A 26,247-nucleotide genomic window follows, 5' to 3' on the forward strand; every position below is an offset into this window, starting at 1 on the left:
GCCCTCCTGGCGAGAGGAGGACGATATGGCCAAGCAGCAGGTGAAGGGCAAGAAGGCCGGTGACCTGGCCGACCTGACCGTGGCCGAGCTCCGGCACAAGGCGTCCGAACTGGGTGTGGGCGGCGCTCACGGCATGCACAAGGACGAGCTGGTGCGCGCCGTCGCCGAGGCGATGGGCGGGCGCGGCGCGCCGCGCCCGCGCAGCGAGGACGACGCGGGCGGCGGCATCCGGGGCGGCAAGAAGTCGTCCAAGAGCCTGAAGTACGCCCAGGAGGTCACCTCGACCGACGACGAGCCCGAGCGCGCGGGCCGCAGCCTCGCCACCACCAAGCACGACGTCATCCGCAAGTGGGCCGAGGAGCGGGACGCCTCGCCGGCGACCGTGCCGGGGACCGGGCACGGCGACCACCTCGGCGTGCTGCGGTTCGACTTCCCCGGCTACGGCGGCGACAAGCTGCGCCACGTCAGCTGGGACGAGTGGTTCGACACGTTCGACCGGCGCGGGTTGAACTTCATCTACCAGGAGAAGCGCTCCGACGGTTCGCCGAGCAACTTCTTCCGCCTGGAGAACCCCGACCGCGAAGACGCCTGACCCCGAAGACCTCGCGCGCGGCCGGCGAGCCCCTCCCGGGGACGCCGGCCGCCGTTCCGCCGGTGTCCGGGGAGTCGGCGCGGGCCGGGGTCACACGGGCTCCACCGCGCCTCCCCGCACCGCCGCCCGGTCGAGCACCGCGCCCGTCAGCACCGCCGTGCTCTCCCGCACCGCGTTCCCCAGCACCGCGTCCGCCGGTGGCGTCGCGCCCTCCCGCACCGCGTCTTCCAGCGTCACCGCCTCTTCGAGCACCACCGCGGTGTCGAGCGCCGCCACCGCGCCGTCCGGTGCGGGGCCGTCCGCCGCGGGGCCGGTGCGCTGCGCCGGGATGTCCTCCAGCGGCGCGTGCAGCAGCGGGTCCGCCTCGGCCAGCAGCTCGCGCGCGCCCCGCAGCCCGGCGGCGATGCGGTCGCGCCGGTCGCGCAGCTCGTCCACCCGCTGCCGCGCCTCGGCCACGATCCGCCGCGCGTGCTCCTGGGCCTCGCGCACCAGCCGGTCCGCCCGCGCCCGGGCGGCGGCCTCCTCCGCGGCCATCGCCTCCAGCGACTCGGCCCGCCGCGCGTTCATCGCCAGCTCGAAGTCGACCCGGACCTCCTCGCGCAACGCCGCCGCCCGCTCGTCCAGCTCACGCCGCCGCTGCTCGGCCTGCCGCGTCGCGGCCAGCAGCCGCTCGCCGGCCTCCCGCATGAGCGTCCGGTGCTCGGCCTCGGCCTCCCGCCGCCGGGCGTCCAGCTCGGCGACGAGCCGTTCCGACCGCTCGCGCACCCGCGTCGCGGCCCGTTCCGCCGTGGCCCAGTGGCTGTCGGCGACGGCCCGCGCCCGCGCGGTGATCTCGGCCGCCTCCTCGTTCGCCAGCTCGGCCATCCGCCGCAGCCGCGCGGTCAGCGCTTCGGGGTCGATCGGCGTGCGGCTGATCCGGTCGATGTGCTCGCGCAGCACGCGGATCTCCGCGCGGGCGGTCTCGAGCTGGCGGGCCAGGTCGTCGGCGCGGGCCTCGGCCGCGTCGCGGTCGACCGCCAGCACGCGCAGCTCGCCCTCGGCGCCCTCCACGTAGCGCCGCACCTGGGCGCGGTCGTAACCCCGCCACACCACGTCGAAATCGGACCGCAAGGGCACCAGGTCCCCGTCCACCGCCATTGCCCGCAGCACCTCCCGTGATCGAAGTCATGTTCGTCGCGGCGGATGTTGCGCACCGCCCACGATCTTTGTTAGCACTCTGGGGCGAAGAGTGCCAACAGTCGTCAGCCCTGCCCGATCGGAGGTCGACTTGAGCAGCTTGCCTTCCGCCGCAACGCTTTCCCGCCAGGCCGTCCGCGACCGGTTGCGCGTCGCGCTCGTGGTCCCACCGTACTTCGACGTCCCGCCCAAGGCGTACGGCGGTGTGGAGGCCGTCGTCGCGGACCTCGCCGACTCGCTCGTGGCCCGCGGCCACTCGGTGACCCTGCTGGGCGCGGGGGAGCCCGGCACCAAGGCCGCCTTCGTCCCCGTGTGGGACCGCACGGTCCCCGAACGCCTCGGCGAGCCGTTCCCCGAAGTCGTGCACGCCGCCGCGGTCCGCCGGGAGGTCGAGCGGCTCGTGGCCGCGGGCGGGCTGGACGTCGTGCACGACCACACCCTCGCCGGGCCGCTCAACGCGCCCGCGTACGCCGCGCTGGGCGTGCCGACCGTGGCCACCGTGCACGGGCCCGTCGACACCGACATGCGCCGCTACTACCGGGAACTCGGCCGGGACGTCGGCCTGGTCGCGATCAGCGACCGGCAGCGCGAGCTGGCCCCCGAGCTGAACTGGGTCGGCACCGTGCACAACGCGCTGCGCCTGCGCGACTGGCCGTTCCGCGCGCGCAAGGAGGACTACGCGCTGTTCCTCGGCCGCTTCCACCCGGACAAGGCCCCGCACCTGGCGCTGGAGGCCGCGCACGCCGCCGGCGTCCCGCTCGTGCTGGCGGGCAAGTGCTCCGAGCCGATCGAGAAGGAGTACTTCGAGGCCGAGGTCCGGCCCCGGCTGACCGAGCACGACCACGTCTTCGGCGTCGCCGACGCGACCGAAAAGCGCAAGCTGCTGTCCGCCGCCCGGTGTCTTCTGTTCCCGATCCGTTGGGAAGAGCCCTTCGGCATGGTGATGATCGAGGCGATGGCCTGCGGCACGCCGGTGGTGGCGTTGCGCGCCGGAGCGGTGCCGGAGGTGGTGGTGGACGGCGTGACCGGGTTGGTGCGGGACGACCCCGAGGAGCTGGTGGCCGCGCTGCACGACGTGCGCGGACTGGACCCGGCGGCCTGCCGGGCGCACGTCGCCGCCCACTTCGACGTGGACGCCCTGGGCGAGGGCTACGAGGCCGCCTACCGCGAGGTCGTCGCCGGCGCGTCCGCCGACGGCTCGCTCACCGCGCTGCGCCGCGACTACGCCGCGCTGGACTCGGCGCTCGACCGGGTCTACGAGCGCAACGTCGACGGCGGGCCCGCCCTGCACGCCTCGGGGGACCGCGCGTGACCGCCGAGCTGCCACCGGACCCGCTCAACTCGGGCGAACCGGCGTTCGCGGGCGACGTCGGCGGCACCACGACCCTGGTCGAGGGCAGCACGTTCTGCCTGTCCACCGGCACCGGCGACATCGAGCCGGGCACACCGCACGGGCTGTTCTTCCGCGACGCGCGCGTGCTGTCGCGGTGGCAGCTCCGGCTGGACGGCCGCGCGCCGCACCCGCTGTCGGTGTCGCACCCCGAGGCGTTCGCGGCGCGGTTCGTGCTGCGCCGCCCGCCGGCGCCGGGCCTGGCCGACAGCACCCTGCTGCTGGTGCGCGAACGGCTCGTCGGCGACGGCATGCGCGAGACGATCACCGTCGACAACCTCGGCCGCGAGGCCACCGCCGTGCGGCTGGAGCTGCACGTGGACGCCGACTTCGCCGACCTGTTCGCGGTCAAGGAGGGCCGGACCGCGCACGGCGGCTCCGACGCCACCGCCACCGGCCCCGAACTCGTGCTGCGGGACCGCAAGGACGGCTCGCGCGGGGTGTCGTTCACCGCCACCTCGGAACCCGTGGTCCTGCCCGGCGCGCTGAGCTGGCACGTGGTCGTGCCCGCGGGCGGCCGGTGGTCCACGGAGGTGGTCGTGCAGCCCACCGTGGCGGGCCGGCCGGTGCAGCCGCAGTTCCACCGGGGCGAGCGGATCGAGGCCAGCGGGCCGGCGCGCAAGATCCGGGCGTGGCGCGCGGCCAGCACGCTGGTCACCGCGAGCGACCCGGTGCTGACGGGGGTGCTGCGCCGCACGGAGGGCGACCTCGGCGCGCTCCAGATCCACGACCCGGCCCGCGACGGCAGGCCGTTCGTCGCCGCCGGCGCGCCGTGGTTCATGACCCTGTTCGGCCGCGACAGCCTGCTCACCGCGTGGATGGCGCTGCCGCTGGACGTCGGCCTGGCGCTGGGCACGTTGCAGACCCTGGCCGAGACGCAGGGCAAGGTGGTCGACCCGCTGACCGAGGAGGAGCCCGGACGCGTCCTGCACGAACTGCGGCTCGGCCCGGACAGCACGGCCGTGCTGGGCGGCAACCACTACTACGGCACGGTCGACGCCACGCCGCTGTTCGTGATGCTGCTGGCCGAGTGCTGGCGGTGGGGCGCGGACCCGGCCGTGGTGCGCTCGCTGCTGCCCGCCGCCGACGCCGCGCTCGCGTGGGTCGACCGGTACGGCGACCGCGACGGCGACGGGTTCGTGGAGTACCGCCGCGCCACCGACCGCGGCCTGGTCAACCAGGGCTGGAAGGACAGCTTCGACGGCGTCAACGACGCGTCCGGCCGCCCCGCCCTCCCGTCGATCGCGTTGTGCGAGGTCCAGGGGTACGTGTACGCGGCGTTCCTGGCGCGGGCCGAGCTGGCCGAGGGCTTCGGCGACGAGGCGACCGCCGCCCGCCTGCGCGCCCGCGCCGAGGAGCTGCGGCAGCGGTTCGCCGAGGCGTTCTGGCTGCCCGACCGCGGCTGGTACGCCGTCGCGCTCGACGGGCGCAAGGAGCGGGTGGACGCGCTGACCAGCAACACCGCCCACTGCCTGTGGACCGGGATCGCCACCGACGAGCACGCGGCCGTGCTGATCCGGCGGCTGGCCGAGCCCGACATGGACACCGGGTACGGCCTGCGCACGCTCGCGTCCTCGATGGGCGCGTACAACCCGATGAGCTACCACAACGGGTCCGTGTGGCCGCACGACACCGCCATCGCGGTGGCCGGGCTGCTCCGCTACGCCCACCTGCCGGGCGCGGTGGACCTCGCGCACCGGCTGGCGGACGGCCTGCTGGACGCCGCCGCCTCGTTCGGCGGACGCCTCCCTGAGCTGTACTGCGGCTTCGCGCGCGACGACTTCAGCCCGCCCGTGCCCTACCCGACGTCGTGCTCGCCGCAGGCGTGGGCCAGCGCGTCGCCGCTGCTGCTGGTCCGGGCGTGCCTCGGGCTGGAGCCGCACGTGCCCCGGCGGACGTTGACCACCCGGCCGCACCTGCCCTCGCGGTGGGGCGAGCTGACGTTGACCGACCTGCGGCTCGGCGACGAGACCGCGCACATCAGCGCGACGGGGGAGAAGGTCGCGGTGTCCGGCCTGTCCGCCGACTGGACCACCTGACGCCCGGCCCCGGTCCTCGGGGTGGTGCGCGGACGCCGTGCCGCTCGGCGCGAGGGGCACGGCGTCCGGTCCGTTCGGGGAGGGCGGCTCGTCCGGCGGGGGCGGTCCGTCCGGCGAGGCGTGTCCACCTCGTCTGGCGTGTCCGCCTGGTCCGGCGAGGGCGGCTGGTTCGGCGGGGCGTGTCCGCCTGGTCCGGCGAGGGTGGCTCGTCCGGCGGGGCGTGTCCGCTCAGCCCGGCGAGCGGGGTGTCCGGTTCGGCGAGCGGGCCGCCCGACACGTGGCCGTGCGATCGGGCGGCGTCACGCCGGCGCGGCGGGTTTGCCGCACGCGTCCAGCCGGCTCCTGAGCCGGTCCACCTCGGCGCGTGCGGCGGCCAGCGCGTCCTCCAGCTCCAGGATGCGCGTGGTCGCGGCCAGGGAGTGGCCCTGGTCGAACAGCGCCCGCGCCCGGTGCGCGAGTTCGAGCTGCCGGCGGCTGTAGCGGCGGTGCCCGGCCGAGGAGCGGTGCGGGCGGACCAGCTCGGCGGTGTCCAGGCTGCGCAGGAACGCCTGCCGCACGCCGAGCAGGTCGGCCGCCTGGCCGATCGAGTAAGCCGGGAAGTCCACGTCGTCGAGTTCGTGCAGGGCCACGACGGGCGACTCCGTTCTCTGGTAGTGACTGCTTGACACAACTTACAGTGGCGGCTATAAGAAAGATATATCGGTCAATGACCTGGTGAACGTGGCCCGGGAGTGATCGACGTGAACGGTGTGCTCGGCGCGGTCGGCTTCGCCGACCTGGTCCTGGCGGACCAGGGCTGGGTCGAGGCCGAGTTCGACGCGATCGTGGCCGCCAACTTCGGCGTCGCGGACCGTCCCCGGCCGGCGGCGCGGCGGCCGCCGCGGGAGCGCGGCGTCCCCGACCGGCTCGCCGGCCGCGACACCGGCCGCCCGGCCCCGCCGCCGCACCGGGTGCACCCCCGCGAGCGGTCTCCTCCGCCGTGCCGCGTGGTCGGTGTGGCAGTTCGGACTCGACAGGGAGGTGACCCGCGACGGGGGTTCGACCCGTTCGGCGAGGTGGCTCGCCCCCACCGGTTTCCGGGTGACGATCGACCCCGGCCCGCGCCTCGTGGCGCGATCGGGCGAGCACCACGGGTTTGAGCCCCCGATGGTGTGTGAATCCACTCCTGAACGTCGTACCCGTCCGCCCGCTGCGACGCTTGTCGCAGCGGGCGTCGTCCTGCCCGCGCCGTTGTGGAGGATCACGCTGATGAGCCTGGAGAAGCCCTGGAACGACGTCCCGGACCAGTTGCGCCCCGCCGAGCCGGAGACCGACGCCGGGGTCGTCGACGAGGAGGCCGCGGTGGGCCGGGCGCGGCCCGAGCCGGAGCCGGAGGTGCCCGAGGCGGACCCGGCGGACGTGGCCGACCAGCACCGGGTCGTGCCGCTGCCCGACGACGGGCCGACGTCGGACGACGTCTGGTAGCCGTTCAGCCGGAGAGGTCGGTGACCGCGTCGAGGAGGGCGGGGCCGTCGAGCAGCACGCGGTCGTTGTGGTCGGCCCCGGGCACCTCGACGGCCCGCCCGCCCGCCGCCCGCGCCACCGCGCGGCTCTGCTCGGGCGGGACGATCGAGTCGGCGGTGCCGTAGACGACGGTGACCGGCGCGTCCACCCGCGCCACGTGCCGCTCGGTGGCGAACTCGTCCAGCAGCAGCCACCGGACGGGCAGGAACGGGTAGTGCCGCGCGCCCACGGCCGCGAGGTCCGTGAACGGCGAGCGGAGCACGAGGCCCGCCGGCGGGTGCTCGGCGGCCAGCTCCGCGACGACCGCCGAGCCGAGGCTCTCCCCGAGGTACAGCAGCCGGTCGGGCGGCACGCCCGCGTCCCGGACCAGGAACTCGCGGGCCGCGCGCACGTCCAGCGCCAGGCCGGCCTCCGTCGGGTCGCCGGGGTTGCCGCCGTAGCCGCGGTAGTCCAGCAGCAGGACGGACAGGCCGCGGGCGGTGAGGGCGCGGGCGAGCGGGGCGCGGAGCAGGCGGTTCCCGGCGTTGCCGGGCGCGACGAGCACGGTGGCGCGCGACCGGTCGACCGGGAAGTGCCAGGCGGCCAGCCGCAGCCCGTCGCCGGTGGTCACCGTGACGTCCCGGCCGCCGTCGAGCACCTCCGACGCGGCCGGCAGCGGACCGCCGGAGGGCAGGAACACCAGCTTGCGCTGGAACGCGAACGCGCCGCCGAACACCACGACCACGATGATGGCGACCACCGCGAGCCCCGACAACACGCGCCTGCGCACCCGACCATCATGCGCGCCCGTGCCGCTGCCGCGACGCTCCGGGCGGTCGGTCAGGTGTGCCGTGGCGAGGTCGCCCGTTCGGCGTTGCGGGCGTGGGCGGGCGGTCGGTCAGGTGCGCCGTGGCGAGGTCGCCCGTTCGGCGTTGCGGGCGCGGGCGGGCGATCGGCCCCCGGCGGCCCGGCGCAGGGGTCAGGGCGAGGTGGTCGGCGTCGGCCCGGTGGTGGTCGAGGGCGTGTCGGCGGACGAGGACGTGGTCGGGTCCGGCCGTTGGGTGAGCGTCGGCGTCGGCACCGGGTTGGCGGTGGACGTGACCAACGGCTGCGGTTCGTCCTGGGTCGTCACGCCGCACGCGCTCACCAGGAGCGACACCGCCAGCAACACCGCCACGACCTTCATCGCGCACCCTCCGGCTTCATCGCGCGCCCTCCGGCACCTCGACCACGAACCGCGCGCCGCCGCCCGGCCGGTCCTCCACCCACACCGCGCCCCCGTGCCGCTGCACGTGCTGCGCGACCAGCGCCAACCCCAGCCCGCTGCCGGTGTCCGCGCCCCGCCGCCCGGCCCGCGCGCCGCGCGCGAAGCGGTCGAAGACGCGCTCCCGCAGCTCCGGCGGCACCCCCGGGCCGGCGTCGTCCACCTCGATCCGCGCCTTGCCGCCCTGCGAGAACACCCCGATGCGGACCACCCCGCCCGCGTGCCGCTCGGCGTTGTCGAGCAGGTTGTCGACGACCCGGTCCAGCCGCCGCCGGTCGCCCAGCACCTGCGGCGGCGGGGAGCCGGTCTCCAGCGGCACGGGGCCGCCCGGTCGGGCCGCCACCACGTTGCGCACCAACGCGACCAGGTCGATCGTCTCCAGCGTGGGGTCGTCGACCTGCTGGTCGGTGCGGGAGATCTCCAGCAGGTCCACCACCATCCGCGCGAACCGGTCCACTTCGGACGTCAGCAGGTCCAGCGCCTGCCCGGCGGTCCCGGGCACCTCGGCGCGCCGCCGGCGCAGCACCTCGGCGGCGTTGACCATGGTGGTCAACGGCGAGCGCAGCTCGTGGCTCACGTCGCCCGCGAACCGCGCGTCGCGCCGCACCCGCTGCTCCAACGCGTCCGCGGTCGCGTTGAACGTCCTCGCCAACGACGTCAGGTCGGGGTCGGTCTGGGTGGGCAGCCGCGCGCCCAGGTCGCCGCCCGCGATCCGGGACGCGGCCTTGGTCAGCGCGGTCAACGGGCGCAGCGCCCGCCGGCTCGCCCACGAGCCCAACGCGACCCCGAGCAGGCCGCTGGCCACGGTGACCGCCACCAGCAGGGCGCTGAGGAACCGGAACGTGCGGTCCAGCTGCGCCAGCGGCGCCAGCTCGACGTACGCGCCGTCGGTCGAGCCGATCGGCAGCGTCACGGCCAGCACCGGGATGCCGTCCGCGACGAGCCGCTGCGCGGCGGGCGTGCCCGCGCGGCCCAGGTCGACCAGCCGCCGGGGCAGCACCCGCGCGTCCACCTGCCGCCCGCTGGTGAGCACCTGGCCGCCGTGGAACAGCAGCACGGTGGAGTCCGGGCCGGTGGTCAGGCCGGTCAGCAGCCCGGTCAGCCCGTCCGAGCCGGCCCCGAGCGCCGCGTCGACCAGCCGGACGTTGACCTCGGCCTGCCGCACCGCGCTCTGCTCCCGCTGGCGCAGCATGTACCCGGAGGTGAGGTTCCAGATCGCCGCGGCGACCGCGCTGGTCAGCAGCACCGAGCCCAGCCCCATGACCAGCGCGACCCGCCAGCGCAGCGAGAACCGCGGCATCACGGGTCCATCCGGTAGCCCGCCCCGCGCACGGTCACCACCAGCGTCGGCTCGTCGGGGTTCGCCTCGACCTTGCGGCGCAGCCTGCGGATGTGCACGTCGAGCAGCCGCGTGTCGCCGAAGTAGTCGTAACCCCACACGCGCTGCAGGAGCTGCTCCCGGGTCACGATCCGGCCCTGCGCGGACGCCAGCTCCACCAGCAGCCGGAACTCGGTGCGCGTCAGGTGGACCTCGCGCCCGCCGCGCTGCACCGTGCCCACGTCCGGCCGGATCTCCAGCTCGCCGATGCGGATCACCTCGGTCTGCCGGGCCCCGCCGCGCCGCCGCAGCAACGCCCGGATCCGGGCCGCGAGCACGCTCGCCACCAGCGGCTTGGTCACGTAGTCGTCCGCGCCCGCCTCCAGGCCCTCGATCACGTCCGCGTCGTCCGCCCGCGCGGTCACGATGATGATCGGCAGGTCGCCGCGCGCCCGGAGGGTGCGGCACACCTCCAGGCCGTCCACGCCGGGGAGCATGAGGTCCAGCAGCACCACGTCGAACGTGGCGGTCTCCAGCAGGTCGAGCGCTTCCTCGCCCGACATCACGCCGCTGACCGCGAAGCCCTCGTCGTCCAGGGCCAGTCCCAGCGCCTGGCGGATGTGCTCGTCGTCCTCGACCAGCAGTACGGACAAGTCCATCGGTTCGGGATCCTCGTGTCGGGGTGGCACCCAGACTGCCCGACCGCCACCCCCCGCGCAGGTTTCGCAAGATGATCGCAAGGTTCGGCGCGGTGGTTCCGGGCCGCCCCGGCGCGGGTCGCCACCACAATCGCCGGGTGCACGACCCACCGGCCTCCCGCGGCCGGCGGCGCCCCGCCCCGACGAGGAAAGTCGGTACCCGCGCTGTGACGGCCATCCCCGGTGACCACGACGTGTCCCAGCTCGTCCTCATCTGCGACCACTGCGGACGTGCGCACGACCGGACCGACGCGACGTGGAGACCGCTGTGGGCCGACGCGGTCGCCGCCGGGTGGCGGGGTTTGGCCCGGCCCGTCGGGCCCCATTCCTGCTTCCGCTGCGCCGACTGACCGACCGCGGTCCGCCACCAGGCGAAACGGCACCGTTCCGTCCTGTCCGGACGACCTTCCGGCGGCGTCGCCGCGCCCCGGCTCCGATACAGTACGGGGGTAGGGTGCGGCCACCGTCCCGTCGGCACGTGATCGCCGTCACCCGGCCCGGCCCCCCGGTTGACTCGGGTACCCCCTGGGGGTATGAATACCGGTGACGGCGCCACGCCGGGACGCGGCGAGCGGCCGAAGGGAGTGGGACATGCGGGGGTACACCTCGGACAAGGACGACGTCCTCAAGCGCCTGCGCCGGGTCGAGGGCCAGGTCCGCGGGTTGCAGCGGATGGTGGCGGACGACGAGTACTGCATCGACGTCCTGACCCAGATCGCGGCGGCCACGAAGGCCCTGCAGGCGGTCTCCCTGGGCCTGCTCGACGGCCACCTCCGCCACTGCGTCGCCGACGCGCTCGCGGAGGGCGGCGAGGGCGCCGACGCCAAGGTCCGCGAGGCGAGCGACGCGATCGCCCGCCTGGTGCGGTCCTGAAACCGACCGACGAACGAGGAGCACCACGATGGCCGAGTCCACTTTCACCGTCACCGGCATGACCTGCGGGCACTGCGTGGCGTCCGTGACCGAGGAGGTCACCAAGATCGACGGCGTGACCGGTGTGGACGTCGACCTGCCGACCGGCGCGGTCAAGGTGACCAGCGACACCCCGGTCGCCGAGGCGGACGTGCGCGCGGCCGTCGAAGAGGCGGGTTACGCGCTCGCCGGCTGAACCGGCCGCCGGGGAACGACACGGCACGGCACGACCGCGGCACCACCGGCGGTACCCGGTGGCGTCGCACGAGCACCAACGGCACAGCGGCCGAACCGGAGCCCGCCGCGAGGCGGGCTCCACCAGTCTCGAGGACCTGATGAACACAGCAGCGAAGCTCTCCGCCTACGGTGCGGTGGTGGCCCTGGTCGCCGGTGGCGCCTGGGCCGCCGGTGGCGCTGTCGGTCCCTTCGCCGTCCCGACCGCCGCGAGCGGTCACGACGGCGCGCCCGGCGCCGAGGACGCCGGGCACGGGGACGACCACAGCGGCGCCGTCGCGGGGAACGCGCAGGACCAGCCCGCGGGGCTGGCGTCGTCCAGGGGCGGTTACACCCTCGCGCCCACCGACACGACGCTGACCGCGGGGACCAACTCCTTCTCCTTCCGCGTCCTGGGGCCCGACGGCGCGGCGGTCACCGCCTTCGACGTCGAGCACGACCGGCGCATGCACCTGATCGCGGTCCGCCGCGACACGTCCGGCTACCGGCACGTCCACCCGGAGATGGCGCCGGACGGCACGTGGACGACGTCGCTCGACGTCGCCGGAGCGGGCTCCTACCGGGTGTTCGCCGACTTCACGCCGACCGGTGGCGAGGCGACCACGCTCGGTGTCGACGTCGAGGCGGCCGGCGCGTACGAACCGCGCACGCACCCGTTGTCGCGGGAAGCCGAAGTCGACGGCTACCGCGTGCGACTGGACGGTGACCTGGTGCCCGGTCGCAGCTCGCCGGTGCGGTTGACGGTGAGCAAGGACGGCGCGCCGGTGACGGACCTGGAGCCGCACCTGTCGGCGTACGGTCACCTGGTGGCGTTGCGCCAGGGCGACCTGGCCTACCTCCACGTGCACCCCGAGGGCGCTCCAGGCGACGGGCGGACGCCCGCCGGACCGGAGATCGCGTTCGTCGCCGAGGTGCCGTCGGCGGGCGGCTACCGGCTGTTCCTGGACTTCCGGCACGACGGGGTCGTGCGCACGGCCGAGTTCACCGTCGCCACCGCGGCGGACCACGACGACGAGGAAGGGCACGGTCATGGCTGACGCGCAGGTCGAACTGGCGATCACGGGCATGACGTGCGCCTCGTGCGCGGCGCGCATCGAGCGCAAGCTGAACAAGCTCGACGGCGTGACCGCGACGGTGAACTACGCGACCGAGAAGGCGCGCGTCACGTTCCCGGCGGACGTGGATCCCCGGACCCTGGTGGAGACCGTGGAGGCCGCCGGCTACCAGGCCGCGCTGCCCGCGGTCGAGACGGCGGACCCGGAGCCCGAGTCCGAAGTGGACCCGACCGCGGCGCTGCGGCAGCGGCTCGTCGTCTCGGCGGCGCTGTCCGTGCCGGTGGTGCTGCTCGCGATGGTCCCGGCGCTCCAGTTCACCTACTGGCAGTGGATCTCGCTGGCGCTGGCCGCGCCGGTGCTGGTGTGGGGCGCGTGGCCGTTCCACCGGGCCGCGTGGACGAACCTGCGGCACGGCGCGGCCACCATGGACACGTTGATCTCGATGGGCACGATCGCGGCGTTCGCGTGGTCGTTGTACGCGCTGCTGTTCGGCACGGCGGGCGTGCCGGGCATGACGCACCCGTTCGAGCTGACCATCTCCCGCACCGACGGCGCGGGCGCGATCTACCTGGAGGTCGCGGCCGGGGTGACGACGTTCATCCTGGCGGGCCGCTACTTCGAGGCGAGGTCCAAGCGGCGGGCCGGCGCGGCGCTGCGGGCGCTGCTGGAGCTGGGCGCGAAGGACGTCGCCGTGCTGCGGAACGGCCGCGAGGTCCGCGTCCCGGTGGGCGAGCTGGCGGTCGGCGACCGGTTCGTGGTGCGGCCGGGCGAGAAGATCGCCACCGACGGCGTGGTGGCCGAGGGCAGCTCGGCGGTCGACGCGAGCATGCTGACCGGCGAGTCCGTGCCGGTCGAGGTCGGCCCCGGGGACGCGGTGGTCGGCGCGACGGTCAACGCGGGCGGCCGGCTGGTCGTGCGGGCGACCCGGGTCGGGGCGGACACGCAGCTCGCGCAGATGGCCAAGCTGGTCGAGGACGCGCAGAGCGGCAAGGCGGAGGCGCAGCGGCTGGCGGACCGGATCTCGGCGGTGTTCGTGCCGATCGTGATCGCGCTGGCCGTGGGCACGCTGGCGTTCTGGCTCGGCGCGGGCGGCGGGGTGTCGGCGGCGTTCACGGCGGCGGTCGCGGTGCTGATCATCGCGTGCCCGTGCGCGTTGGGGCTGGCCACGCCGACGGCGTTGCTGGTCGGCACCGGGCGCGGCGCGCAGCTCGGCATCCTGATCAAGGGGCCGGAGGTGCTGGAGTCGACCCGCCGGGTGGACACCGTGGTGCTGGACAAGACCGGCACCGTGACCACGGGGCGGATGGGCCTGGTGTCCGCGCACGTCGCGGCCGGCGTCACCGAGGACGAGGCGTTGCGGCTGGCCGGGGCGCTGGAGCACGCGTCGGAGCACCCGATCGCCAAGGCGGTCGCGGCCGGCGCGGCGGAGCGGGTCGGCGACCTGCCCGACGTGGAGGACTTCCGCAACCTGGAAGGGCTCGGCGTGCAGGGCGTGGTCGACGGGCACGCGGTCGTCGTCGGGCGGGAGCGGCTGCTGGCCGAGTGGGGCGTGCACCTGGACGGCCCGCTGGCCGAGGCCAAGCGCGCGGCCGAGGAGCAGGGCCGCACGGCGGTCCTGGTCGCCTGGGACGGCGAGGCGCGGGCGGTCCTGGTCGTCGCGGACACCGTGAAGCCGACGTCGGCGGAGGCCGTTCGGCAGTTGCGCGGCCTGGGGTTGACGCCGGTGCTGCTGACCGGTGACAACGAGGCGGCGGCCCGCGCGGTCGCGGCGGAGGTCGGGATCACCGAGGTGATCGCCGAGGTGCTGCCGCGCGACAAGGTGGACGTCGTCGCCCGCCTCCAGGGCGAGGGCAAGGTCGTCGCGATGGTGGGCGACGGCGTGAACGACGCCGCGGCCCTGGCCAAGGCGGACCTGGGGCTCGCCATGGGCACCGGGACCGACGCGGCGATCGAGGCGAGCGACCTGACGCTGGTGCGGGGCGACCTGCGTGCGGCGGCGGACGCGATCCGGTTGTCGCGGCGCACGTTGGCGACCATCAAGGGCAACCTGTTCTGGGCGTTCGCCTACAACGTGGCCGCGCTGCCGCTGGCGGCGGCCGGGCTGCTCAACCCGATGATCGCGGGCGCGGCGATGGCGTTCTCGTCGGTCTTCGTGGTGTCGAACAGCCTGCGGCTGCGCGGTTTCCGCGGCACCGCGACCACGACTCACCCGACCGACGCCGCCGGGTCCACTCGCGACAAGGTCCCCGCCACCCTCTCCTGACCACGAGAGTCCAACGTTCGCGTCACGAGAGTCCAACGCTCACGGCACCCGAATTCAACGCTCGGCGTTGAACTCACGGCTCGTGAACGTTGGACTCTCGCGCGGTGAACGTTGGACTCTCGCGCGGTGGGCGTTGGACTCGGCCGGCACGCGGTGCGGCGCGGTAGGTCCGCGGCCCGGTGATGTGGCCGATGTGCTTGCGCCGCAACGACACCAGGTGCTCGACCGCGAGCCGCGCGCCGCCCTCGTCGTCGGCGATCACGGACAGGTCGGCCGGGTCGCTGGACTCGCAGTGGACGTAGACGACCGGCACCGGGATGTCGCGGGTCGGCGACGGCCGCACGTCGTTGTCGTCGCCCAGGACGATGAACCCGTCGACCTGCCGGGCCGGCAGCGTGCCGATGTAGTGCCGGCGGCGGATCGCGTCACCGCGCGCGTCGCACAGCAGCACCGACATCCGCTCGTCGGCCAACGCGTTCTCCACGCCCGGCAGGATCGGGATCGCGAACCGGCCGCCCAGTTCGTCGGTGAGCAGCCCGACGGTGCGGGTGCGCCCCGAGATCAGGCCGCGGGCCAGGGCGTTGGGCTGGAACGACAACTCCGCCGCAGCACGCGTTCCCGCGTGGCGGGCGCGACCTGGTCCCGAACGTTGACGGCCTTGGACGCCGTGGAGATCGACACCCCGGCCGGCCGAGGGGCACCGCATCGGGTCGCCGCCTGTCCATTGAAAGCCTTTCGAAACGTTTGTCGAACGTCGAATCGACTGTAGTAGCTCGTCAACACCGGGTTAGCCATGGTGGCGCACGGCTTCGGGCGTCCACAAGGACGATTGCCGAAAAGGTTTTCGGCTGCCAGAGTGCTGACTGGGCACACCGACCGCGGGGAGGCACGCAGATGACGGTGACGTCGCCGGGCACCACGGCTGTCGGGGGACGCCCGCTCGTGCCGTCACGCGGGAGGCTGCTCGGCCGGGACGAGGTGCGCGTCACCTGGTCACCGTGGCCCGCCGGGTCGCGGACCACGTGTGCGAGACGTCCGGCCCGGACGGCACGTCCGCCGTGTGCGGCCACCCCGGGTTCGAGGCGGCTTCGGTGGAGCAGGCGCGCGTCACGGGGGAGCGGCATGCCGGCCTGGCGGCTGCTGCCGGCCACCGGCGACGGCCGGTACGACGAGGTGATCGAGCGAATCCTCCACAACGTGGTCGTCACCCGAGGCCGCCGTCAGGTGCCGGGCGGCGACATCGTCGTGTGCCGGGCGTTCGCGGTCGGCGAGGAGGTCCGGCTGGAGTTGCCCGCGCGGCCCCGCTTCACCGCCGCCGACCCGAGGATCGACGCCACGCGCGGCTGCGTGGCCGTCGAGCGCGGGCCGCTGGTGTGCTGCGCCGGGGCGCTCGCCGACCGCCGGACCGCGCCGCTGCGCCTCGTGCCCTGCCACCGCTGGGCCCGCCGGGGCCCGTCCACCATGCGGGTCCGGTTGCCGACCGCCTGACCGGGCCGCCCGCTCCCCGATCTCCGCCGCCATGCAACGCAGTCACGTCGGAGCAACGGCAACCGGAAGGAGGATCGCAGTGTCGCGGTCCTGGAAGAGAGCAGTGCTGGGCGGGCTGGTGCTCGCCCTGGCGTTCGGCGGCGCGGGCGTCGCGCAGGCCGGGCAGTCGCGGGACGTCGCGGTCGCCGCCAACCCGGCGACCTGGAGCCCGCCGGCGAACCTGGTGACCCCGCTGAACCAGGTGTGGTCGCACCAGGAGAGCACCTACGGCAACCTGTACGGGTTCCGCAACTACGGCTGGGACCAGGTGTTCGTCAACGGCGGCTACCTGAACTTCTGCGTGCGGTGGGACTCGTCCGCGCCGGTCAGCGCCTCGCTGCGCGACCGCGTCCACGCCAAGCTCGCCGAGCAGTACGGGAAGTGGATGGACCTCATGGTGGGCCACAACAACTGGCCCTACGCCGAGGTGCCGGTCAGGGTGGTCGGCTGGGCGGTCCGCGACCGCGCCACGTTGCAGTGGACGGACAACTCGGTCGACATCTACGTCAACAACATCCGGGAGAACGCGCCGCAGTGCGCCGAGCCGTGCGGCCGGTTCTTCGTCCGCGACGGCCAGTACCGCAACTGCCCGGGCGGCGTGGCGCGGCACTACGACCAGTCGCTGTGGCTGACCGCCGGGATGGGCGGCGGCGCGGGCGGCGACTGGGGCCAGCGCCTCGGCAGCGAGTACTTCGTGAACAACCTGGGCTCGCCGAACGTGCACATCCTGCTGCACGAGATCGGCCACACCTTCGGGCTGGACGACTTCTACGACTGGACGCCGTCCGGTGTGGGCGGCTTCCTCATGAAGGCGGGCAGCGCGAGCACGATCACGGAGTTCGACGCCTGGATGTTCCGCGACTGGTGGCGGCACCTGAAGAGCCGCTACGGCCGCTGATCGCCGACGACCGGTGCCCCGCGCCCTTCCCGCGCGGGGACACCGGTCCCGCCGCACGCGTTCCCGCCGGCGGCCGGACCTTCCCGGTCCCAGTAGAGGTAGGACTGGCCGTCGTCGTCGGACGACGCGGACCCGGTCGGCCTGCCGGGGGTGCGGGTCTTCGGGTGACGAACGGGGGACCGGCCGCGGCCGGTCCCCCGTTCCCGCGGCGGTGTCAGCAGCCGCCGCAGTTGTAGTAGGTGACGTCCCAGTGGTTGCTCTCCAGGTAGTAGACGTTCCCGGAGCCGGACTGCCACTTGTTGCCACCGATGTAGCCGAACGTGCCGCGGATGTAGTTGCCCAGGCAGGTCGACAGGCTGAAGTCGAGCTTGTAGCCGTTCCAGTGGCTGTAGGTGCCGCTGGCGTGCCCGGTCTCGGTGCCGCCGGTGATGTTCAGGGCGCAGCCGGTGGCCCGCTTGAGCGTCTCCGCGCCCTGCACCGTGGTCAGGTTGATCTGCTCGAACGACGTGCAGGTGGAGTTGTTGCGGTCGCTGCACCCACCGCTGGACGACCACGTGATGCCCGCGGTGCGGAAGCGGGACGCGGCCTGCGAGTGGCTGAGCTTGGTGACCAGCGCCGTGACCGGGGTGTCGGCGGCGGGGGCGAAGACGGTGTCCTCGACGGCCTGGGCGGGCGCCGCCGCGGCCGTCGTCGCGCCGGTGACGGCGAGCAGTGCGGTGGCCGCGGCCACGAGTGCGGCGCGGAATCGTCCGGTGCGCATGGGGGAGGTCCTTTCGACGGCAGGGATCGTCGGATTCGCAGCTTAGGTGTCCGCTTGTCACCGCACAGCGGCCAAGTGGGAGATTTTCCGACAGAACAGGCCGTGGTATGGGAGTTCGCCGGGAAACCCGTTCGGCGGGAGGCGCCCGTCCGCCCTACCCTGACGCCGTCCGCGCGGGAATCCGGCTCCGAGGAGGAAGTGAGATGCGGCGACTCGACGGTGTGCTCCGTCCCGATGCCACTGCTCACACCTCCGAGGTCCGCCATTCCCGCCCGAACCCTCAACCTGGGCGTGCTCGCGCACGTCGACGCCGGTAAGACCAGCCTCACCGAGCGGCTGCTGTTCGACCACGGGAGGATCCCGCGGCTGGGCAGCGTCGACGCCGGTGACACGCAGACCGACAGCGGCGAGCTGGAACGCCGCCGCGGCATCACGATCCGCTCCGCCGTGGCGTGGTTCGCGCTGACCGACCCCGTCCTGGGCGACCTCCAGGTGAACCTGGTGGACACGCCGGGGCACCCCGACTTCATCGCCGAGGTGGAACGCGCCCTGTCCGTGCTCGACGGCGTGGTGCTCGTGCTCTCGGCGGTGGAGGGGGTGCAGGCGCAGACCAGGGTGCTGATGCGGACGCTGGCGCGGCTGCGCCTGCCGACGCTGCTGTTCGTCAACAAGGTGGACCGCGCGGGCGCGCGGCACGACGACCTGCTCGCCGAGATCCGGCGCCGGCTCACCCCCGCCGTCGTGCCGATGGCGCGGGTGGACCGGCTGGGCGCGCGGGACGCGGCCGTCGTGCCCCGGTCGTTCGCCGACCCCGGGTTCGCCGCGGAGGTGGCCGAGCTGTTGGCCGACCACGACCTGCGGGTGCTGGACCGGGTGCTCGCGGGCGACGTGCCGGACGACCTGCCCGCGCTGCTGCGCGACCAGACGTGCCGGGGGCTGGTGCACCCGGTGTTCTTCGGCTCCGCGCTGTCGGGCGCGGGCACGGCGGGGCTGGTCGACGGGGTGCGCCGGTTCCTCGCGCCGCGCCCCGCGCCGCCGGGGGAGCCGCGCGGCACGGTGTTCGCCGTCGAACGCGCCGCCAACGGCGAGAAGGTCGCCTACCTGCGCCTGTTCTCCGGCACGGTGCGCGCCCGGCAGCGGGTGGCGTTCCGGCGGCGCGACGACTCGGGCGCGGTCGAGGAGCACCGGGGGCGCGTGGCCGGGCTGGAGGTGGTCGGCGGTGGCGCCGGGCCGCTCGTCGCGGGCGGCATCGGCAGGCTGCGCGGCCTGCCGCGGGTGCGCGTGGGCGACCGGCTCGGCCCGGACGACGACGGCCCGCGCCGGCACTTCTCGCCGCCGGTCCTGGAGTCGGTGGTGCGGCCCGCGCGACCCGGCCGGGAGTCCGAGCTGCACGCCGCGCTCACCCGGCTGGCCGACGAGGACCCGCTGATCCGGACCAGGGCGGTGGGCGACGGCTCGACGTCCGTCCTGCTGTACGGCGCGGTGCAGCGGGAGGTGCTCGCCGAGCGGCTGGCGGCGGAGTTCGGCGTCGAGGCGGTGTTCGAGCAGGCCCGGCCGGTGTACTTCGAACGGCCCGCCGGCCGCGGCGAGGCCCGGCACGAGTTCGTCCCGCGCGGGCCCAACGACTTCTGGCAGACGGTGGGCATCCGGGTCGAGCCGCGGCCGCCCGGCGCCGGCAACCGGGTGGTCCGGGAGGCGCAGCTCGGCCTGCTGCCGAAGTCCTACCACCGGGCCATCGAGGACGCGGTGACCGCGACGCTGCGGCAGGGCCTGCACGGCTGGGAGGTGACCGACTGCGCGGTGACGATCACGCACGTCGGCTGCGAAGCGCCGATGACCACCGCCGCCGACTTCCGCGATCTCACGCCCATGGTGGTGCTGGAGGCGTTGCGCCGGGCGGGCAGCGTGGTCCACGAGCCCGGCCACCGGGTCGAGGTGGAGGCGCCGGAGGACGCGCTGGGCGCCGTCACGGGCCTGCTGCTCTCGCTGGGCGCGACGCTCGGCCCGCCGGTGGCGTCGGGAACGGGATGGCTCGTGCCCGGCGACCTGCCGGCCCGCTCGCTGCACGACCTGGTGTCCGCGCTGCCCGGCCTGACCCGCGGCGAGGGGAGCGCGTGGCACGAGCCCGGCCCGGCCCGACCGGTCCGGGGCCCCGCGCCGACCAGGGCCCGGACCGACGGCAACCCGCTCGACCGCGACGAGTACCTGCGGTTCCTGTCCAACCGGGACCTCGGTTTTTGACAGGTACCTGTCAATCTGGGAGGTTGTCCGGCGTGACCGAGTTGTCCGATCGCGGCCGGGAGTTCTCGCACCTGCTGGTCGAGGTGTTCCGGGTGAACGGCCTGCTGCTCGCGGCCGGCGACGGGCTGGCCGGGCCGTCCGGCCTGACCAGCGCGCGCTGGCAGGTGCTCGGGGTGGTCGACCACGGGCCGTGCACGATCGCCCGGGTGGCCCGGACCATGGGGTTGACCAGGCAGGCGGTGCGGCAGACCGCGGCCGGGCTGGTGCGCGACGGGATGGCGGTGTTCCGGGACAACCCGGACGACCGGCGGGCCAGGCTGCTGGCCCCGACCCCGCGCGGCCGGGCGGCGTTGCGGGAGGTCGAGGCGCGGCAGGCGGCGTGGGCGAACGACCTGGGCGGCCGGCTGCCCCTGGCCGAGCTGCGCGCCGCCACCGGCACGCTGCGCGACCTCGGCGACCTGCTGGAGGAGTAGCGCGTCCGGGCGGGCCGTTCGCCCGCGCCCGAGGGCTGCGGCCCGGACGCCGGCGGGCGGCCGGGAGGTGTCGGCGAGCGTCGGTCAACCTTGCCGTCGAGGCCGGCCGTCCGGGCGGGTGGCGAGGTGGCCGGGTGGCGTTACCGGGTCCGCGCGGCGGGGTACCCACCCGGCCGTGAGGAGCGACCCATGACCGCCCGGGACCACGCACCGGACCCGCCGGACCCGCAGGCGCCGGACCCCGTCGTCCCGCGCCGGCCGCAGCCCGCCGGCCCCGAGCCGGTGCCGCCGCGGCCGTTGCCCCCGCCGCAGCCGCCGACCTCCGGCCGGTGACCGTGGCCGGGATCAGCGGGCTCACCTGGGGGATCACCATCGGCCTGGTCGTCGCGCTGCTCGCGGTGGACCTGGCGCTGGCCGCGCTGCGGCCGCACCGGGTCGGCATCCGCGAGGCGACCGCCTGGTCGGTGTTCTACGTGCTGTTCGCGGTGGCGTTCGGGGTGTGGTTCACGCTGCGGCACGGCGGCGACGCGGGCACCGAGTTCTTCGTCGGCTACCTGGTCGAGAAGAGCCTGTCGGTCGACAACCTGTTCGTGTTCGTGATCATCATGTCCACGTTCGCCGTGCCGGAGGAGCACCAGCACAAGGTGCTGACGTTCGGCATCGTGCTGGCGCTGGCCCTGCGGGCGGTGTTCATCGCCGTCGGCGCGACGCTGCTGTCGATGTTCTCGTTCGTCTTCCTCCTGTTCGGACTGCTGCTGCTCTACACCGCCGTGCAGCTGTTCCGGCACCGCGACGAGGAGCCCGACGTCGAGGACAACGTCGTGGTGAAGACCGCGCGCCGGGTGCTGCCCTTCGCCGACGACTACGACGACGGGAAGCTGTTCAGCCGGACCGGGGGACGGCGGGTCGCCACGCCGCTGTTCCTCGTGCTGCTCGCGATCGGCAGCATCGACGTGCTGTTCGCGCTGGACTCCATCCCCGCGGTCTTCGGCATCACCTCCGAGCCCTACGTCGTGTTCGTCGCCAACGCGTTCGCGCTGCTCGGCCTGCGGGCGTTGTTCTTCCTGGTCAAGGGCCTGCTGGACCGGTTGGTGTACCTGTCGACCGGGTTGTCGCTGATCCTCGCGTTCATCGGGGTGAAGCTGGTGCTGCACTGGGCGCACGAGGACGTGGACCCGCGCGTGCCGCAGGTGCCGACGCTGCTCAGCCTCGGGGTGATCGTGGTCGTGCTGGCGGTCGTGACGGTGGCGAGCCTGGTCCGGACCCGGCGCGACCCCTCGGTGAAGGCGCGCCCGGGTTCGCTGCGGGCCCGGCGGGCCGCCGAGTCGTCCGACCGGCGGTCCGCCGGCTGAGGGCGTCCCCCGCGTCTTCCCGGGCCGGTCAGCGCCGGAGCAGGTCGCGCAGCGCCCCGACCACCTCACCGGGCGCTTCCTCGGCCATGAAGTGGCCGCAGGACACGGTCCGGTGCTCCAGGTCCGGGGCCCACGCGCGCCACCGGGCGGCGGCGTCGAAGCCCAGCGCCGCGCCCCAGTCCTGCTGGAGCACGGTCACCGGCATGCGCAGCCGGTTGCCGGCCTCCCGGTCGGCCAGGTCGTCCGCCACGTCCGCGGTGGCGGAGGCGCGGTAGTCGGCCACGATCGACGGGACCGCCTCGCGCGACGCCTCCAGGTACGCGGCGCGGACGTCGGCCGGGATCGCGGCCGGGTCGGTCGCCCACAGGTCGAGGAAGTGGCCGAAGAACGCGTCCGCCGAGGCGGCGATCATGGCCTCCGGCAGGCTGGGCGGCTGCGCCATCAGGTACAGGTGGAAGCCGACGGCGGCGCTCGTGCCGTGCAGGACGTCCCACATGTCCAGGGTCGGCAGCACGTCCAGCGACGCCAGGTGGGTGACCACGTCCGGGTGGTCGAGGCCCGCCCGGATGGCCACCAGCGCGCCCCGGTCGTGGCCCGCCAGCGCGAAGCGGTCGTGCCCGAGCGCGCGGGCGAGGGCGACGACGTCGGCGGCCATCGTGCGCTTGGCGTAGGTCCGGCCGTCGTCGGCCGGCTTGTCGCTGGCGCCGTACCCGCGCAGGTCGGGGCAGATGACGGTGTGGTCGGCGGCCAGGTCGGCGGCGACGTGCCGCCACATCAGGTGGGTCTGCGGGAACCCGTGCAGCAGCACGACGGGGCTGCCCGACCCTCCCACGGCGACGTTGAGCGCCACGCCGTCGGCGACGGTGACGCGCTGCCGGGTGAACTCGCTGATCATGCTCGCTCCTCGGTGGTTCGGCTTGCCCCACCACCCTCGGCGAGGCCGATCAGCGGCCGATCAGCGTCGGCTCAGCACGGGGGTACGTTGTCGGCGATGGTGCTTTTCCGGGTGTTGGGGCCGCTGGAGGCCGTGGGCGACCGCGGGCCGGTCGACCTCAAGGGCCCGCGGCACCGGGCCGTGCTGGCGCGGCTCCTCGTCGCCAAGGGGCGGGTGGTGCCGGTCACCCGGCTGATCGACGACCTGTGGGAGGGCGACGCGCCGGACCGCGCGCAGGGCGCGGTGCAGACGTTCGTGGGCGCGCTGCGGAAGGCCCTCGAACCGGACCGCCCACCCCGGACCCCGGCCCGGCTGCTGGTGACCGTGCCGCCGGGGTACGCGCTGCGGGCGGACGAGGTGGACGCGTGGCGGTTCGAGGCGGCGGTCGCCGGGGCGGCGCGGTCGCTCGCCGAGGGGCGGCCCGGGGAGGTCCGGACGGCGCTGGGGGAGGCGCTGGGGCTCTGGCGCGGTCCCGCCTACGCGGAGTTCGCCGACCGGCCGTGGGCGCGGGGCGAGGCCGCGCGGCTGGACGAGCTGCGGCTGCTGGCGGTGGAGCGGCGGGCCGAGGCGGCGTTGGCGCTCGGCGAGGCGGGGGAGTCGGTGCCGGACCTGCGCGACCACGTCGCCGCGCACCCGCTGCGCGAGGACGGCCGCCGGCTGCTGGCCCTGGCGCTGTACCGGACCGGGCGGCAGGGGGAGGCGCTGGCCACGCTGCGCCAGGCCCGCGACATGCTGCGCGCCGAACTGGGCGTCGACCCGGCCCCGGCCCTGCGCCGCCTGGAGTCGGCCATCCTCGCCCACGACCCGGCCCTCACCGCCCCCGCCCCCGCGGCCCCACGACCGGTCGACCCCGCCTCACCTGCCACCTCCCCACCCGCTGCCGGGCCACCCGCTGCCGGGTCGCCTGCCACCGGGTTGCCCGCCCCCGCCTCGCCCGCCGCCCCCGCACAACCGGTCCACCCCACCTCGCCTGCCACCTCCCCACCTGCCCCCACCCCGCCCGCCGTCTCGCCCGCCGCCGTCCCGCCGGCCGGCGGCGCGGACCCGACCGCCGCCGGGTCGCCGTCCGCTCCGCCGTCGGCCGCCGCGCCCAGCGCCCGGACCCCGGTCGACGCTCCGGCCGCCGCCGCTGCGCCCTCGCCCGTCGTCCCGGCGGTGCCCCCGACCTCGCCCGCCGCGCCGCTCGACCTCCCCCCGGCCGCGCCGCACCCGTTCGTCGGCCGGGACGCCGAGCTGGCGCAGCTCGACCAGGCCGCGCGCGAGGCCCGGTTGGTGCTGGTGTCCGGCACCGCGGGCGTCGGCAAGACGGCGCTGGTCAGGGTGTTCGCCGACCGGCTCGCCGCCGCCGGCTGGACGACCGCCTGGGCCACCTGCCCCGAGGGCGCGCCCACCGCCTGGCCGTGGACCCGGATCCAGCAGACCCTCGCCGCCGCCGGGCACCCTCCCCCGCCGACCCCCGCCGCGCGCTTCGAACGACACCGCGCCATCGCCTCCTACCTGGCCGGCATCCCCCACCCGGTCCTGCTCGTCTTCGACGACGTGCACCTGGCCGACGAGGACACCCTCGACCTGCTCACGTCCCTGGCCCACCCCGACACCGGACGCCTGCTCGTCGTCGCCACCTACCGCTCCACCGAGATCACCCCGGCCCTGACCGCGGCCCTGGCCCGCGCCGCCCGCGCCGAGCCCGCCCGCGTCTACCCGGGCGGCCTGCCCGAGGCCCGGGTGCGGGAGCTGGTCGAGACCCTCACCGGCCGCGAGCCGACCCCGGCCGACGTCCGCGCGATCCACGGCCGCAGCGCGGGCAACCCGTTCTTCGTCCGCGAGCTGACCCGCCTGTGGGAGGCGGACCCGGAGCTGCGCAGCGTCCCCGCCGGCGTCCGCGACGTCCTGCGCCACCGCCTCGCCCGGCTCACCGACACCGCCCGCACCCACCTGCGGCAGGCGTCGGTCCTCGGCCGCGACGTCGACCTCGACGTGCTGGTCGCCCTGGCCGGCGACGAGGACGCGGTGCTGGACTCCGTCGAGTCGGCGTTGCGCGCGGGCTTCCTGGTCGAGCCCGCCCCGGACCGCCTGCGGTTCGCCCACGCGCTCGTCCAGGAGACCCTGTACGAGGACATCGCCCACGCCCGCCGCGCCCGGTGGCACGCCGAGGCCGCCGACGTCCTGGAGCGGACCCGGCCCGACGACGTGGACGCCCTCGCCCACCACCTCCTGCGCGCCGGGCGCCGCGTCGCCGACGCCCGCACCGCCCGCTACACCCGGGCCGCCGCCGAACGGGCCGAACGCCGGTTCGCGCCCCACCAGGCGGCGGCGCTGTGGCGGGAGACGCTCGACCGGTCCGCGCCGGCCGACCGGCCGGCCGCCGTGGCGGGCCTGGTGCGCGCGCTGGCCGTGACCGGCGACCTGGAGCAGGCCCGCCGCCACCGCGCGGAGGCCATCCCGGAGGTCGAGGACGACCCGGTGCTGACCGCCCGCACGATCGGCTCGTTCGACGTGCCCGCCCTGTGGACCACCAACGACGACGAAGCCCTGTCCGCCCGCCTGGTCCACGCGGCCGAACGCGCGCTGCGCGCCCTACCCCCGGGGCACGACGCCGACCGCGCCCGCCTGCTGGTCACGATCGCGATGGAACGCCGCGCCGACCCGGGCCGGCGCGGTCTGGCCGCGGCCCTGGAGGCGGAGGCCATCGCCCGCCGCCTGGACGACCCGCCACTGCTCGCACTGGCGCTCAACGGCCGGTTCCTCCAGACGTGCCACCGCGCCGGCCTGGCACCCGACCGGGCCCGGCTCGGCGACGAACTGCTCGACCTGTCCGCCCGCCACGGCCTGGTGACGTTCGAGGTCCTCGGCCACCTGATCGCCGTCCAGGCCCGGACCGCGCTCGCCGACCTGCCCGCCGCCGACCGCCACGCCGCCGCGGCCGACGCCCTCGCCGACCGCCACGACCTGCCGCTGGTCGGCGTGTTCACGACCTGGTACGCCGCGCTGCGCCTCGCCGTGACGGGTCGCCGTGCCGAGGCGGCGGCCGCCTACCGGGCCGCCGCGTCCCGCCTGACCGGCGCGGGCATGCCCGGTGTGGAGCGGGGCATCCTCCCGTTGGCCCTGCTGAGCCTGGGGGAGGTCGTCCCGGACGCCGACTGGGGCCCGTACGAGCCGTGGGCGCGCCCCATCACCCTGCTGGCACAGGGGAAGCGGGCCGAAGCGCTCGCCGCCGTCGTCCCCGATTCACCGCACGACCTGCTGTTCGAGGCCAGGACGTGCCTGCACGCCGCGCTCGCCGTCGAAGCGGGCGACCGGCCGACCGCGGCCCGCCTCTACCACGCCCTCCTGCCCGCCGCCGACGAGCTGGCCGGCGCGGGCAGCGGCCTGGTCTCGTTCGGACCGACCGCCCACCACCTCGGCACGCTGGCCGCCCTGCTCGGCCGCCACGACGAAGCCGCCGCCCACCACCGCCGGGCACGCGAGCTGGCCGACCGGCTCGGCGCTCCACAGTGGACACCACCGCGCCCGGCCGCGCCACCGCCCGCCCGATCGTGACCCCGCCCGCCAGCTCGACCGCGTTCCCGCCTGCTTGTCCTCGCCCGCCGCGTGCTCGACCGCGTCACCGCCTGCTCGACCGCGTCACCGCGCGCTGCC

General features: G+C 75.3%; 24 protein-coding genes. 15 read left to right on the forward strand and 9 right to left on the reverse strand.

The window, feature by feature from the left end; genetic code table 11:
- Positions 1-25 precede the first annotated feature (25 nt).
- Entirely contained in the window at positions 26-592 is a 567-nt protein-coding gene (locus tag ACWEFJ_RS21770) for a Rho termination factor N-terminal domain-containing protein (RefSeq protein ID WP_378089750.1), read from the forward strand.
- 90 nt (positions 593-682) lie between these two features.
- Here ACWEFJ_RS21770 and ACWEFJ_RS21775 read toward each other — a convergent pair whose 3' ends face one another.
- Positions 683-1,729, reverse strand: a complete 1,047-nt coding sequence (locus ACWEFJ_RS21775; RefSeq protein ID WP_449714832.1) for a cellulose-binding protein — start codon at positions 1,727-1,729, stop codon at positions 683-685.
- 130 nt (positions 1,730-1,859) lie between these two features.
- Between ACWEFJ_RS21775 and ACWEFJ_RS21780 the strand changes: the two genes are divergently transcribed.
- Entirely contained in the window at positions 1,860-3,080 is a 1,221-nt protein-coding gene (locus ACWEFJ_RS21780) for a glycosyltransferase family 4 protein (protein ID WP_449714833.1), read from the forward strand.
- A complete protein-coding gene (locus ACWEFJ_RS21785) occupies positions 3,077-5,197 on the forward strand; it encodes an amylo-alpha-1,6-glucosidase (RefSeq protein WP_449714834.1) in 2,121 nt (706 codons plus the stop codon). Before ACWEFJ_RS21780 ends, ACWEFJ_RS21785 begins: the two co-directional genes overlap by 4 nt.
- Positions 5,198-5,496: 299 nt before the next feature.
- Here ACWEFJ_RS21785 and ACWEFJ_RS21790 read toward each other — a convergent pair whose 3' ends face one another.
- Positions 5,497-5,826: a MerR family transcriptional regulator gene (locus ACWEFJ_RS21790; RefSeq protein WP_449714835.1), complete on the reverse strand. Its 330-nt coding sequence runs from the start codon at positions 5,824-5,826 to the stop codon at positions 5,497-5,499.
- 619 nt (positions 5,827-6,445) lie between these two features.
- Here ACWEFJ_RS21790 and ACWEFJ_RS21795 point away from each other — a divergent pair.
- Positions 6,446-6,661, forward strand: coding sequence for a hypothetical protein (locus ACWEFJ_RS21795; protein WP_449714836.1), 216 nt, complete (start codon positions 6,446-6,448; stop codon positions 6,659-6,661).
- A 4-nt stretch (positions 6,662-6,665) separates the two neighbouring features.
- Here the strand turns inward: ACWEFJ_RS21795 and ACWEFJ_RS21800 are convergent, their stop codons facing one another.
- The 4 genes from ACWEFJ_RS21800 to ACWEFJ_RS21815 all read right to left on the reverse strand — a co-directional run bounded on the left by ACWEFJ_RS21800 (position 6,666) and on the right by ACWEFJ_RS21815 (position 9,920).
- Positions 6,666-7,469: an alpha/beta hydrolase gene (locus tag ACWEFJ_RS21800; RefSeq protein WP_449714837.1), complete on the reverse strand. Its 804-nt coding sequence runs from the start codon at positions 7,467-7,469 to the stop codon at positions 6,666-6,668.
- 189 nt (positions 7,470-7,658) lie between these two features.
- Positions 7,659-7,865, reverse strand: coding sequence for a hypothetical protein (locus ACWEFJ_RS21805; RefSeq protein WP_378091352.1), 207 nt, complete (start codon positions 7,863-7,865; stop codon positions 7,659-7,661).
- A 16-nt stretch (positions 7,866-7,881) separates the two neighbouring features.
- Positions 7,882-9,243, reverse strand: a complete 1,362-nt coding sequence (locus tag ACWEFJ_RS21810) for a HAMP domain-containing sensor histidine kinase (RefSeq protein ID WP_378091350.1) — start codon at positions 9,241-9,243, stop codon at positions 7,882-7,884.
- Positions 9,243-9,920 (reverse strand): response regulator, encoded by a 678-nt coding sequence (locus tag ACWEFJ_RS21815; RefSeq protein ID WP_378091348.1) that lies wholly within the window; start codon positions 9,918-9,920, stop codon positions 9,243-9,245. The genes ACWEFJ_RS21810 and ACWEFJ_RS21815 overlap by 1 nt, the downstream gene beginning before the upstream one ends.
- Positions 9,921-10,550: 630 nt before the next feature.
- On the opposite strand from ACWEFJ_RS21815, the gene ACWEFJ_RS21820 reads away from it, so the two are divergent.
- The 4 genes from ACWEFJ_RS21820 to ACWEFJ_RS21835 all read left to right on the forward strand — a co-directional run bounded on the left by ACWEFJ_RS21820 (position 10,551) and on the right by ACWEFJ_RS21835 (position 14,423).
- A complete protein-coding gene (locus ACWEFJ_RS21820) occupies positions 10,551-10,832 on the forward strand; it encodes a metal-sensitive transcriptional regulator (protein ID WP_378091346.1) in 282 nt (93 codons plus the stop codon).
- A 28-nt stretch (positions 10,833-10,860) separates the two neighbouring features.
- Positions 10,861-11,067: a heavy-metal-associated domain-containing protein gene (locus tag ACWEFJ_RS21825; RefSeq protein WP_378091344.1), complete on the forward strand. Its 207-nt coding sequence runs from the start codon at positions 10,861-10,863 to the stop codon at positions 11,065-11,067.
- Between the two features lie 139 nt (positions 11,068-11,206).
- Positions 11,207-12,142: a hypothetical protein gene (locus tag ACWEFJ_RS21830; RefSeq protein WP_378091342.1), complete on the forward strand. Its 936-nt coding sequence runs from the start codon at positions 11,207-11,209 to the stop codon at positions 12,140-12,142.
- A complete protein-coding gene (locus tag ACWEFJ_RS21835) occupies positions 12,135-14,423 on the forward strand; it encodes a heavy metal translocating P-type ATPase (protein WP_449714838.1) in 2,289 nt (762 codons plus the stop codon). Before ACWEFJ_RS21830 ends, ACWEFJ_RS21835 begins: the two co-directional genes overlap by 8 nt.
- 73 nt (positions 14,424-14,496) lie before the next feature.
- Here the strand turns inward: ACWEFJ_RS21835 and ACWEFJ_RS21840 are convergent, their stop codons facing one another.
- On the reverse strand, positions 14,497-15,021 hold the full coding sequence (locus ACWEFJ_RS21840) for a hypothetical protein (protein WP_449714839.1): 525 nt from the start codon (positions 15,019-15,021) through the stop codon (positions 14,497-14,499).
- A 524-nt stretch (positions 15,022-15,545) separates the two neighbouring features.
- On the opposite strand from ACWEFJ_RS21840, the gene ACWEFJ_RS21845 reads away from it, so the two are divergent.
- A complete protein-coding gene (locus ACWEFJ_RS21845) occupies positions 15,546-15,911 on the forward strand; it encodes a hypothetical protein (RefSeq protein WP_449714840.1) in 366 nt (121 codons plus the stop codon).
- Positions 15,912-15,990: 79 nt separating this feature from the next.
- Positions 15,991-16,848 carry a hypothetical protein gene (locus ACWEFJ_RS21850; protein ID WP_378091334.1) on the forward strand — a complete coding sequence of 286 codons (858 nt, stop codon included), beginning with the start codon at positions 15,991-15,993 and terminating at the stop codon, positions 16,846-16,848.
- A gap of 214 nt (positions 16,849-17,062) precedes the next feature.
- Here ACWEFJ_RS21850 and ACWEFJ_RS21855 read toward each other — a convergent pair whose 3' ends face one another.
- Entirely contained in the window at positions 17,063-17,608 is a 546-nt protein-coding gene (locus ACWEFJ_RS21855) for a hypothetical protein (protein WP_378091330.1), read from the reverse strand.
- A gap of 234 nt (positions 17,609-17,842) precedes the next feature.
- Here ACWEFJ_RS21855 and ACWEFJ_RS21860 point away from each other — a divergent pair, with 234 nt between their 5' ends.
- From ACWEFJ_RS21860 to ACWEFJ_RS21875, 4 genes are all read left to right on the forward strand, one after another.
- Positions 17,843-19,849, forward strand: coding sequence for a GTP-binding protein (locus ACWEFJ_RS21860; RefSeq protein ID WP_449714841.1), 2,007 nt, complete (start codon positions 17,843-17,845; stop codon positions 19,847-19,849).
- 32 nt (positions 19,850-19,881) lie between these two features.
- Positions 19,882-20,322 carry a MarR family winged helix-turn-helix transcriptional regulator gene (locus tag ACWEFJ_RS21865; protein WP_378091326.1) on the forward strand — a complete coding sequence of 147 codons (441 nt, stop codon included), beginning with the start codon at positions 19,882-19,884 and terminating at the stop codon, positions 20,320-20,322.
- Between the two features lie 189 nt (positions 20,323-20,511).
- Positions 20,512-20,655, forward strand: a complete 144-nt coding sequence (locus ACWEFJ_RS21870; protein ID WP_378091324.1) for a hypothetical protein — start codon at positions 20,512-20,514, stop codon at positions 20,653-20,655.
- 2 nt (positions 20,656-20,657) lie between these two features.
- Positions 20,658-21,674 (forward strand): TerC/Alx family metal homeostasis membrane protein, encoded by a 1,017-nt coding sequence (locus tag ACWEFJ_RS21875; protein ID WP_378091357.1) that lies wholly within the window; start codon positions 20,658-20,660, stop codon positions 21,672-21,674.
- A 28-nt stretch (positions 21,675-21,702) separates the two neighbouring features.
- Here the strand turns inward: ACWEFJ_RS21875 and ACWEFJ_RS21880 are convergent, their stop codons facing one another.
- Positions 21,703-22,569, reverse strand: coding sequence for an alpha/beta fold hydrolase (locus tag ACWEFJ_RS21880; protein ID WP_449714842.1), 867 nt, complete (start codon positions 22,567-22,569; stop codon positions 21,703-21,705).
- 96 nt (positions 22,570-22,665) lie between these two features.
- Here ACWEFJ_RS21880 and ACWEFJ_RS21885 point away from each other — a divergent pair, with 96 nt between their 5' ends.
- Positions 22,666-26,148, forward strand: coding sequence for a BTAD domain-containing putative transcriptional regulator (locus ACWEFJ_RS21885; RefSeq protein WP_449714843.1), 3,483 nt, complete (start codon positions 22,666-22,668; stop codon positions 26,146-26,148).
- Positions 26,149-26,247: the final 99 nt, after the last annotated feature.

Source organism: Actinosynnema sp. NPDC004786, from assembly GCF_053601135.1.

Coding starts and splice junctions, on each gene's coding strand:
- ACWEFJ_RS21815 (WP_378091348.1), bottom strand. CDS start 9,920: ATGGACTTGTCCGTACTGCTGGTCGAGGACGACGAGCACATCCGCCAG.
- ACWEFJ_RS21770 (WP_378089750.1), top strand. CDS start 26: ATGGCCAAGCAGCAGGTGAAGGGCAAGAAGGCCGGTGACCTGGCCGAC.
- ACWEFJ_RS21835 (WP_449714838.1), top strand. CDS start 12,135: ATGGCTGACGCGCAGGTCGAACTGGCGATCACGGGCATGACGTGCGCC.
- ACWEFJ_RS21825 (WP_378091344.1), top strand. CDS start 10,861: ATGGCCGAGTCCACTTTCACCGTCACCGGCATGACCTGCGGGCACTGC.
- ACWEFJ_RS21820 (WP_378091346.1), top strand. CDS start 10,551: ATGCGGGGGTACACCTCGGACAAGGACGACGTCCTCAAGCGCCTGCGC.
- ACWEFJ_RS21880 (WP_449714842.1), bottom strand. CDS start 22,569: ATGATCAGCGAGTTCACCCGGCAGCGCGTCACCGTCGCCGACGGCGTG.
- ACWEFJ_RS21775 (WP_449714832.1), bottom strand. CDS start 1,729: ATGGCGGTGGACGGGGACCTGGTGCCCTTGCGGTCCGATTTCGACGTG.
- ACWEFJ_RS21885 (WP_449714843.1), top strand. CDS start 22,666: ATGGTGCTTTTCCGGGTGTTGGGGCCGCTGGAGGCCGTGGGCGACCGC.
- ACWEFJ_RS21830 (WP_378091342.1), top strand. CDS start 11,207: ATGAACACAGCAGCGAAGCTCTCCGCCTACGGTGCGGTGGTGGCCCTG.
- ACWEFJ_RS21845 (WP_449714840.1), top strand. CDS start 15,546: ATGCCGGCCTGGCGGCTGCTGCCGGCCACCGGCGACGGCCGGTACGAC.
- ACWEFJ_RS21795 (WP_449714836.1), top strand. CDS start 6,446: ATGAGCCTGGAGAAGCCCTGGAACGACGTCCCGGACCAGTTGCGCCCC.
- ACWEFJ_RS21810 (WP_378091350.1), bottom strand. CDS start 9,243: ATGCCGCGGTTCTCGCTGCGCTGGCGGGTCGCGCTGGTCATGGGGCTG.
- ACWEFJ_RS21870 (WP_378091324.1), top strand. CDS start 20,512: ATGACCGCCCGGGACCACGCACCGGACCCGCCGGACCCGCAGGCGCCG.
- ACWEFJ_RS21860 (WP_449714841.1), top strand. CDS start 17,843: ATGCCACTGCTCACACCTCCGAGGTCCGCCATTCCCGCCCGAACCCTC.
- ACWEFJ_RS21855 (WP_378091330.1), bottom strand. CDS start 17,608: ATGCGCACCGGACGATTCCGCGCCGCACTCGTGGCCGCGGCCACCGCA.
- ACWEFJ_RS21805 (WP_378091352.1), bottom strand. CDS start 7,865: ATGAAGGTCGTGGCGGTGTTGCTGGCGGTGTCGCTCCTGGTGAGCGCG.